Annotated in this window: 6 protein-coding genes and 1 tRNA gene; 2 read left to right on the top strand and 5 right to left on the bottom strand. The window is 43.5% G+C overall.

The window, feature by feature from the left end; genetic code table 11:
- The first annotated feature begins 837 nt into the window (after positions 1-837).
- Positions 838-914, top strand: a tRNA-Trp gene (locus L2712_RS18955).
- Positions 915-1,656: 742 nt separating this feature from the next.
- Here L2712_RS18955 and L2712_RS18950 read toward each other — a convergent pair.
- The 4 genes from L2712_RS18950 to L2712_RS18935 all read right to left on the bottom strand — a co-directional run bounded on the left by L2712_RS18950 (position 1,657) and on the right by L2712_RS18935 (position 4,523).
- Positions 1,657-2,685 carry a tyrosine-type recombinase/integrase gene (locus L2712_RS18950; RefSeq protein ID WP_248978690.1) on the bottom strand — a complete coding sequence of 343 codons (1,029 nt, stop codon included), beginning with the start codon at positions 2,683-2,685 and terminating at the stop codon, positions 1,657-1,659.
- Positions 2,685-2,903, bottom strand: coding sequence for a DUF4224 domain-containing protein (locus L2712_RS18945; protein ID WP_248978689.1), 219 nt, complete (start codon positions 2,901-2,903; stop codon positions 2,685-2,687). Before L2712_RS18945 ends, L2712_RS18950 begins: the two co-directional genes overlap by 1 nt.
- On the bottom strand, positions 2,900-3,088 hold the full coding sequence (locus L2712_RS18940; RefSeq protein WP_248978688.1) for a hypothetical protein: 189 nt from the start codon (positions 3,086-3,088) through the stop codon (positions 2,900-2,902). Before L2712_RS18940 ends, L2712_RS18945 begins: the two co-directional genes overlap by 4 nt.
- A 1,183-nt stretch (positions 3,089-4,271) precedes the next feature.
- The gene (locus L2712_RS18935) at positions 4,272-4,523 is read right to left on the bottom strand and encodes a hypothetical protein (protein WP_248978687.1); all 252 of its coding nucleotides are present in this window, start codon (positions 4,521-4,523) and stop codon (positions 4,272-4,274) included.
- 778 nt (positions 4,524-5,301) lie between these two features.
- Here L2712_RS18935 and L2712_RS18930 point away from each other — a divergent pair.
- Positions 5,302-6,198: a hypothetical protein gene (locus L2712_RS18930; protein WP_248978686.1), complete on the top strand. Its 897-nt coding sequence runs from the start codon at positions 5,302-5,304 to the stop codon at positions 6,196-6,198.
- A gap of 808 nt (positions 6,199-7,006) precedes the next feature.
- On the opposite strand, the gene L2712_RS18925 is transcribed toward L2712_RS18930, so the two are convergent.
- Positions 7,007-8,365: an efflux RND transporter periplasmic adaptor subunit gene (locus tag L2712_RS18925; RefSeq protein ID WP_248978685.1), complete on the bottom strand. Its 1,359-nt coding sequence runs from the start codon at positions 8,363-8,365 to the stop codon at positions 7,007-7,009.
- Positions 8,366-8,709 lie beyond the last annotated feature (344 nt).

Below are 8,709 nucleotides of genomic sequence, written 5' to 3'. Positions count from 1 at the left end.
CATGCAGCCCAAAGCTGCTTACGCAGTGTGCGCCCCTCAGCTCGCAGTCTAGCTGCTTCGCGCTACAGCCATCCATCAAGCTTCGCTTGATTAGCGGATGCCTTTCGCCCCATGTGAGATTGACTGAGTTAGTCTCTGGCTCGAAGCTCATGACAGGCGCCTTCATTAGACCCTCAGCTCGCAGCCTAGCAGCTTCGCGGTACAAAGCCCCCATGTGAAATGAGCGTTGAGTAAATATCTGATGTATGGCTCGAAGCTGGCCATGGCTGGCGCTTATTTTCGCCGTCCTTCAAGCGCTGGGCTTGTTCATAAACTGCATCCTGCGTTTACGACATTCGGCACATCCATGTCTTTGCCCCCAGCTCGCAGCTTAGATTTATATCAATTGTTTGAAGTTTTGTGTGCTGCTATTGGGCGGCATTCTTATCAGGGAGTGTGCTGTGCAGGTTTTATCTCAGAACCGGCTTGCTGATAACAGGTGGCGATGATTTGAAGTGTGAAGGTATGAATGTGACTTAAGCGACTTAGGAAGGCTGCTTAGGAGCCTTAGTTCCTGTAAGCCGCTCATTTGAATTAACTCAGCTGTGCAAAAATGCGATTTGAGCGCGTAATAGCGATAAAAGTGGGTTAATAAGGTTAGTAGATAGCGGATTGATCGAGATAAATGAGGCGTTAGCTTGCCTTTATTAAAGTGCTGGTATGTTGTGTTTTCGAGTTCTTGGAGGGGTGAGTGACTGAATATTCGCTCTCTTGCATGAAAAATCTGCAATTGAACATATTAGGCATAAAAAGTCCTTTACCTTTGAGAGGTGTTTTAGCATAATGCCCCACGTCAACAGGGGTGTAGTTCCAATTGGTAGAACAGCGGTCTCCAAAACCGATGGTTGCGGGTTCGAGTCCTGCCACCCCTGCCAAATAAAACAACGGCTTGCTCAGAAATGGGCGAGCCGTTTTTATTTGCGTAGAAAAAGATGTAGAAAATGATTGTCTTAGAACTGCATGTTCATTCTAGTTTTTGCTACTGATAGTAGTAACGATAGCTACCTTTCTGTGGCATGTGTTCACTTTGACCAGAGGTTGTGGTCGTTAGAGCGTTGCCAAGTCCATCAGCCGTTAACTGTCTTCCGCCTGATTTATTAATCACGTAAATGTTTCAGACGTAGTGAGCTAATGTTTTTGTATGATGGTCGCCGCTTTAGTTGTATTGACGAAGTATTAATTTATTTGTTGTCTATTTTTTCTGGCTGAACGAAAACGCCTCGGTCATTTGTTTGCAACTAATTCAACGTCAACTAGTTGCTTTGGCGGGCAGAGGACAGATACCTTAATTGGCAAAATAGGCTTAGTCTTGTTTTGCAGAAGAAAGCAGCGTGGAAAACTCGTTGTCCGTGGTGTATTCGAAGAGAGCGTGAAGCGAAAGCATACAACCAGCAAAGTAATGCGTTTTAGTTAGGCTAGTTTAATGTTCTCTCACTTGTGATTATCAGTTAAGTGATAATCACAAGTGAAATCTTGATGATTGAACATTTCAGGTCTGAGCTAGTTCATCTATGTTTACCGATTTTCGGTAAACATAGATTTTTTTATGGCCGTGAAAATTGGCTAAACTAACTGAACTTGTACATATAATAACTGCATGCCAACCTGGAAATACTCTTAATGGCTTTGCGCGTTTGTTTTGCTGCCGATGCTCGGCACAATTGTCACCTTCCTATCATAGTCATGTACCTGAGAGGTAGACTTATGGCCGCTGAAATGCTGTTTGTCATGAATTGTTCCCTCAAAATCGGAAATGCTTTTGGCTTTAATATCGTGAAAAGTAAATGTGCGTTCAACCTCTGGATGTTCCACCGCTAATTTATCCATTGCTCTCTTCCAAGCGCTGCGAAGCCCATCTGCCGTTAACCTCCCGCCACCTGATTTATTGATCACGTAAATGCTGGCAACGCCATGGTGCAATGTTTTTGCCTCGTTAATTGTTTCAATTAGCTGTTGGGACCAAGCCTTAATTTGTTTCTTGCCTGTTTTGCCTTGCTGAATGAAGATCCCGTCATCATCAACCTGGGACCACCTTAGGGCTAACACGTCACTTTGACGAGCGGCGCACAGGTAACTAATTTGGCAGGCTAGACGTAATCGGGTTTCGCAACAGGAGAGTAAAGCGTCAAACTCCTTGTTAGTGATATAGCGGTCCCTAGGCTTCTGCTTAAACTTCTTGATGCTTTTTGCCGGGTTAGTCTTGCATCGACCTCTCTCATACCCCCAGGCGAAAACAACACTTGCTGCCGAAAGCTCGTGGTTCGCCTGCGTCTTGCTCGAATTGCCTCTCATATCCATGTACTCGCGAATGTGGTGAGGTTTGATGCTGTCGGGCTCCATGGCACCAAAAACTCTGTTGAACATGGCCAGCTCTCGCTGACGGTCTTTTTGAGTCCGCGGCGCGAGCTCTTTAAAGGTTGCTGACACTATGTAGTCGTTGGCCATCTTCTCAAATGTGTAGACGCTGAGACTCGATTCTATTGCTGCTTCAAAGGCCGCCCACACCTCTGCTTTGGTAGCATCTGCCTTGCAGAGGCTCTGCGTTGAGTTCTTTCCCTTTATTATGTAGCAAGAAGGTGTGCCGCCGCGGCGGTGCAAATACACAAAAGGTGGCATCCATTGATCTTCTGGTTTACGTTTTCTCATTATCTCATCGCCTTAAAGTTTGGTTGGTTTACATTTTCTGTAGTTCGTTTGATGAACGGGTAGTTTACTGCTGTCCAGGTGACTACCGGCTTACCATCTCCGCGCAGGTGGTAGTTAATTTTCTGCTGGTTTAACTGCTTGACCTGGGCACTGGCCTTGGTGTAACCAGTAAGCTCTATCAGTTGTTGTTCTGTGAGCATTTCGCTTGAATCCGTCATACCGCACCCTCTTCAAAAGTATTTTTCAGGTTGGCGAGCACTGCCTGTTCGCAGACATGCACTGTTGATAGGTCAAACTCTGGCTGCTGCAACAGTATTTCGACTTGCTGCTCTAGTTCAGTGTTACTTACTCGCAGCTGCGCTTTCTCAGCGCGCGCCTGAATAAGCAGGTCGTTCATGGACATAAAATCAAATCCCCTTAGCTTTTAGTGCTGTAATCGGTAAAGTGAAAATGATGGCGCAAGGGATTCCGACCTTGGCCCACAGTGCCGCTGTTATGTTCATCTTTCCTCCAACAGTCATGAGTGACTGAGTTGTTATCCAAAAAAGTAGCGAATGCTTTCGCTTCTACAGTGCAGCCGTAACTGCAGCTGACAGAGGTGAATTTAGAGTAAAAAAATTTTTTTCCAAAAATTGTGAGTTTAGTAAACATGAACTTCGGAGTTACCCTCGCTCTGAGCATCTGCAGTTGACAGAGGTGAACTTTAGAGTAAAAAAATTTTTTTCCAAAAATTGTGAGTTTAGTAAACATGAACTTCGGATTTACCCTCGCTCTGAGCATCTGCAGCTGACAGAGGTGAAATTTAGAGTAAAAAAATTTTTTTCCAAAAATTGTGAGTTTAGTAAACATGAACTTCGGAGTTACCCTCGCTCTGAGCATCTGCAGCTGACAGAGGTGAAATTTAGAGTAAAAAAATTTTTTTCCAAAAATTGTGAGTTTAGTAAACATGAACTTGGGAGTTACCCTCGTTCTGAGCATCTGCAGCTGACAGAGGTGAACTTTAGAGTAAAAAAAATTTTTTCCAAAAGTTGTGAGTTTAGTAAACATGAACGTGGGAGTTACCCTCGTTCTTAGACGTTTGGTCGTTACAAGCGGGCAGGAAGTTGTTAAACAAGCGATGAGCGTGGTAGGGCCGAATAGTCAACACTAGCATTTAACGCGCTATTGTGACCTACTCGGCACTCATTATTTTGTCATTAACAAAAGTTTCTGTGAGGCATTGTTTATTCTGGTGTTTTTATATTTCTCTCATGGTTGTTTATGATGTGAACACTCAGGAAGATACTTCCTGCAACAAAAATGATTAGCGGTATCAGCATGATCATAGGTTTTCTTCCTTTTAAATGAATCGCAGAGCGACATAGGATAGGTGAGTCCACCTTGTTGGCTTTATCTGGTTCGTTGCTTTTCGATATTCATAGAGATAGCACCCACAAGAAGATTTTAGGCCAAAAAACACAGAGGCTATAAAGTTGGCTTTAGTCTCAAAGATAACTAAACACGCAAATAGACCTCCACCTACGACAACTATGTAGAGTAGTGGTGATATTTCGGCAAAATAATCAATGTCGAATTTTAGGCGCATACTAAAACGTATCTCCAAAGCCTGAATCGAAGCTAGAATCACAGAAGCTGGAGTCAGAATCAAAGCCCGGGTCAAAGCAATCGTCATAGCCGCTATCGATTGTGTTGAGGCTAAAGTCATCCTGTATCGAATGAGAGGTTGAATCGTCATTTGTTACGCCAAATGGCTTCCCCTGGGCATCGACATAGGTACCGTTTATCATGGGGGTGCCATCAACATTTACAGCAGGTGTAGTCGGTGATTCATTTTTCATATTAAGCTCCTGTTGCGTCGTTTATTGTTTGGTCTTTTTTCGACATTAATGAAAAAAAGTGCGATTGCAAGAGCATTTTTCATCATTTTTTATTCGATGCTTTTTGTTAGTTTAGCTTCTGTTTTTGCTGGTTTTTATTCGTTTATTTTACCGGGAATTGAGTATTGCTAAGCACAGAATGTATATCTTTAAAGCAAACAATCGGCACGATTTTTTGTAAATAAAAGCGCCTGTGAAACAGGCCAACTCAAGGCGTATTTGAATGGGGATGAAGTCCCGATTCAAAGGAGCAACGCGCATGTACAGCAGGTCTGTACTAACCGTATTTACGTTTTGCTTCAGCAAAATTTAGCCTCACATTTGGCACAAATTGATGGCTAAACCATTTGTCTTTTCGTCAGAAAAGCAGAGCGTCGAAAGAGGGGAGAGGAGTGGCACACTCACCCTCGTCGTAAGCGGCGAAAATGCGGTTAGTACAGAGCGTAGCTCGGTGCATGCGCGTTTAATGTCTTTGGAAGGCTAGAGCGTAGCTCGTAAGACAGGTCGATGACGAGTCATCAGAGCTGGCGTGCCTTTCAAGACATATGGCCGAACAACGAAGATGTTCTGCCATCAGGCAAAGCCTGGCTTTGTAGCGACTTTAGTCGCTATTTTCATTCCGATAGGGATGAAACAGGTTCTCGTGATGATTATCGAGACTTTCTATCAATAGGAATTGTTTGCCTAGGGTGAGTCTACCTGGTGATAACACTTAATAAGTTGTCTAAAAAGGTATCCCATGCAAACGCACATTTCTCAATCTCAGCAGCTCGTCAATCGGAGCATATTGCAGGCAGGAAGCTCTGCAGAAAAGTACCACCCGTATCTCAATACTGTGATGCAATACGCCGCAGGTTGTAACAACAACCAGACAGGTACAATGAGAAGAATCACAACCATCAAACTCGTGGCGCGCTTCGGGTTAACTTCTCCCAGCATTATTGCCTGGATGTATGCCATTCCTTACCGGCTTGCCTTGGAACACTTAAACAAGCTGGTAAAAGAAAAACTATTGAGTCTAGTCATTACACATCGTTCAATGGATGGCCGGGTATACCTGCTTGATTATGCCGGTGCTAAATATGCAGAAGAGTTACTTTCAGTTGCTGTGTATTTTCGTTCAGGAGAGCCGGGCTTGAGGGTGAATCAGAACACCATCATGCATGACCTCATGATGCAGTACATTTTGCAAAAAGGGCTTATCAATAAAACCAAAGAAGGGGCAAACAAACCGTTTTGGCATGCCTATGTCACTGAGCCTGAGTTTAAGCGTTTATTTAAGTCAAATGACGTGCGTAATGTCGATGCAATAGCCATCGAACCTGATGGCACCATAGTCGCTGTTGAGATGGAGCATTCTTTTAAAACCAAAGCGTCCAGGCAAACCATATTGTTGAAATGGCTCTATGGGTTAAAGCACGGGTATTACGGCAAGGTCATGCTGTTTTCACAGTCACTCTCAATCTTTAGTGATATAAAAAGGTTGCATGCTGAGTTGCTAGAGGAGATGCCTTCTAGATATGACAAAGCGACTCGTAAGCCGTTACTCAGTGAGGGTGATGTTCTATTACTAAAAAAGGCAATTATTTGTCGGACAGTGCTTTGCACTGAATTAGCTGAAATGTTCTACGAGTAAGTAAAGCTGCAGTCAAAAACGAAGAAAAGACACTCAAGGTGTCTTTTCTTCGGTTCATCTTACCAAAAAGAGGAACAGTAGGATGATGACGGTATGAACACTTTGGAACAATCGTCGGGTGTCTATGTCTAGACGATAGCCACCTCCTTGGTACAGGAATCATCTACAAGGGCTCGCGAACCCTCGTATTGATAAGTAACACCGACAAATGGGGATTTTCAATTTGTGTCTTGTGGCCAATAAAAGCTGGCCACATTTTTGAGGGGATGCTGCGACAATTATGCCCCAAAGATTGTTTCGCATGACTGAACTAGCTCTGCTTGATACTGTTCTGTTGACCAAATTTCAGTGGAGTGGACCTCGTTCAGTAGACATCCTATGACTATTATTTGGAGTGGCGATTCAATGCCAGCCCGAGGGCTGACTTATCGCTATTGCTGTCTTTCTTTCCAAATTGCTTGCAGTCCCTCTTTGAAGGTTGTGACTTTAAACTCTGGGAAACGAGCTTTAAATTTGTCAGAGACAAAAATATTTTCAGATTCATGAGTTTCACGCCACGCCGTCAATCGAATACTCTTGATTTTTTTGGTCAAATTTTAGTGGAATGACTCCATCTTATACGACAAAAGGTTATCGACACGATAAGAAAAAGAAATTTGAGTGATGGATTGATCTCATTCCCCATTTTTTTGCTGGTGGCTTGGTTGTTCAGCGATATGCTTTATAGGTTTTAGCGTATTACGAGGTTTAGGTGTTTGGGTGGTGGGTGAGGCCAGTGGTGTGTCCTCCACTGGCCTTTGCGTTGGGTCTATAGGATTGGGTTGCCGCTCTCGTCAGCCGCGCTTAATAGTTTAAGGTCGGTGTTTTTCTTTTTAGCGTATGATGCCTGCGCTGCAAAAATCGTCTTTAATTTTGGTGTATCCAGAGCATAGCTTACCGTTTGTGCATCTTTGAGGTTTTCGGTAATGGTGAATACGTTGAATAGTGTGTGTTTCGGATTTTTCTTATCTTGGCGCACTAAAATGAACGATTGCTCCCCTTCGGTGTTGAATGCTTTTGCTGTGTAGCGATTCTCTTCGTTTACCATGGGGTAGCTAGTGAGCGTTGATAAGAACTCATTGTTGAGTTTCATCGCGTATTGCTTAGCGACATCGTTAAAATAAAAGTCGATATATTCTTTGCTTAGCGTTTCGTCGGTGCGTCTTTTGTTGAGCTCTTCGATGAGAGTAGGGATTTGTTGTTGGTTCCGTTCAAACGTTTCGAACTTGTACTCTTCAGTTGAGCTGAGCAGTTCGCTTTGTTTGCGCAGATCGTCATTGTCGTACCAAATGTCACGGGCTAATTTATCCAGGTGGGGTGCCACTTGTTTCTTGTAAGTGTGGGCTTTGATAAACGTCAAGATCCCTTGTTTTTGTTCCGGGGTTAGTGCGTTGATAAACTTAACGGCGTTGTCGAATTCTAGGTTGCCCGGTTTGTAGTAGGTACAAAATGTTTTCCCTTCATCGGTAATGGGTGCGCCCCAAAGGTACGCAGGAAACTTCTTGGCAGTCCATGAGTTAACGCGGGTTATTAAGTGTTTACCGCAATCATCGACGGGTTTATCGAGGGTGTAGGAGCCCATGTCTGTTCCAATGCTTCGCACGTTGTATTGCAAGGCATCAAAGCTTTTGGTGAGCTCATCGTACTCGTTCTTGGCTTTATCGTATTGAGATGTGTATAGCTCGCTTTTCTCTTTGTACGGCTTTTGAAGCGCTTCGAGTTGTGCTTTGGCTTCGTCGGCTTTGACTTTCACAGGTAGAAGTGGTTCGAGTTCTTTACGCGCAAGCTCTGCTTGAACTTGAATATCGGAGATTTGACTGTCGATTACATTCAGCGTGTAGGTTTTAAATTCGTCGAATGTTGAGATGTTCTTGGTATCAATTTTGGCGACGACATCATTGAATTTGACGAGTGATTCCCTCGCTTGTTCGAGTTCCTGTCCCGTTTTTTCACCGATCGAGCTAATGTTATTTAATTGGTCTTCGTTTACGGCATACAGTGTATATGTGTAGCTTGGTTGGTACAGTTTGATGCCGCTGTTGTCTGTGATTTGGATGTCGCTTGGGTATTTTGAGCAGGCAGCGAGAGAGCTTAGTAGCACCAGTGAGAGTACAACTTTCTTGTTCATTCAATTTTCCTTTTTTTGTGGTTACATTTTAAACCCTATTTATAAAGGGTGTGCATGTAAAGCAATTGTTTTGGATGTGATAAAAAATGTGATTTAGGCTTGTTAGTATCTGTTAGTACTGGTTTATTGCCTTTGGTTGGCTGGTGGTATTAAGGTTTTTTGTTGGTGTTTTTCTTTTCCATTTTTTCCTAGTTTTTGTTTTTTGTTGTCGGTTGCAAGAAAAAACCGCTCTGTGTGTAGTGGTCAACTAAAATTGGCCACGGTTTTGTATTCAAGCCAGTATCTTCGCTCTGACTCATTGGGTGTCAGCCCACCGTTATATTGATGTGGTCTCAGCTGACTGT

The sequence above is a fragment of the Shewanella marisflavi genome, from assembly GCF_023283925.1.
Lineage (GTDB): Bacteria > Pseudomonadota > Gammaproteobacteria > Enterobacterales > Shewanellaceae > Shewanella > Shewanella marisflavi.
The sequence above is the reverse complement of the archived record's forward strand: the minus strand, read 5'-3'. Positions and strand labels throughout refer to the sequence as shown.

Bases quoted from the DNA above. Each gene is read 5' to 3' on its own strand.
- L2712_RS18950 (WP_248978690.1), bottom strand. From the start codon at position 2,685: ATGAGAAAACGTAAACCAGAAGATCAATGGATGCCACCTTTTGTGTAT.
- L2712_RS18945 (WP_248978689.1), bottom strand. From the start codon at position 2,903: ATGACGGATTCAAGCGAAATGCTCACAGAACAACAACTGATAGAGCTT.
- L2712_RS18925 (WP_248978685.1), bottom strand. From the start codon at position 8,365: ATGAACAAGAAAGTTGTACTCTCACTGGTGCTACTAAGCTCTCTCGCT.
- L2712_RS18935 (WP_248978687.1), bottom strand. From the start codon at position 4,523: ATGAAAAATGAATCACCGACTACACCTGCTGTAAATGTTGATGGCACC.
- L2712_RS18930 (WP_248978686.1), top strand. From the start codon at position 5,302: ATGCAAACGCACATTTCTCAATCTCAGCAGCTCGTCAATCGGAGCATA.
- L2712_RS18940 (WP_248978688.1), bottom strand. From the start codon at position 3,088: ATGTCCATGAACGACCTGCTTATTCAGGCGCGCGCTGAGAAAGCGCAG.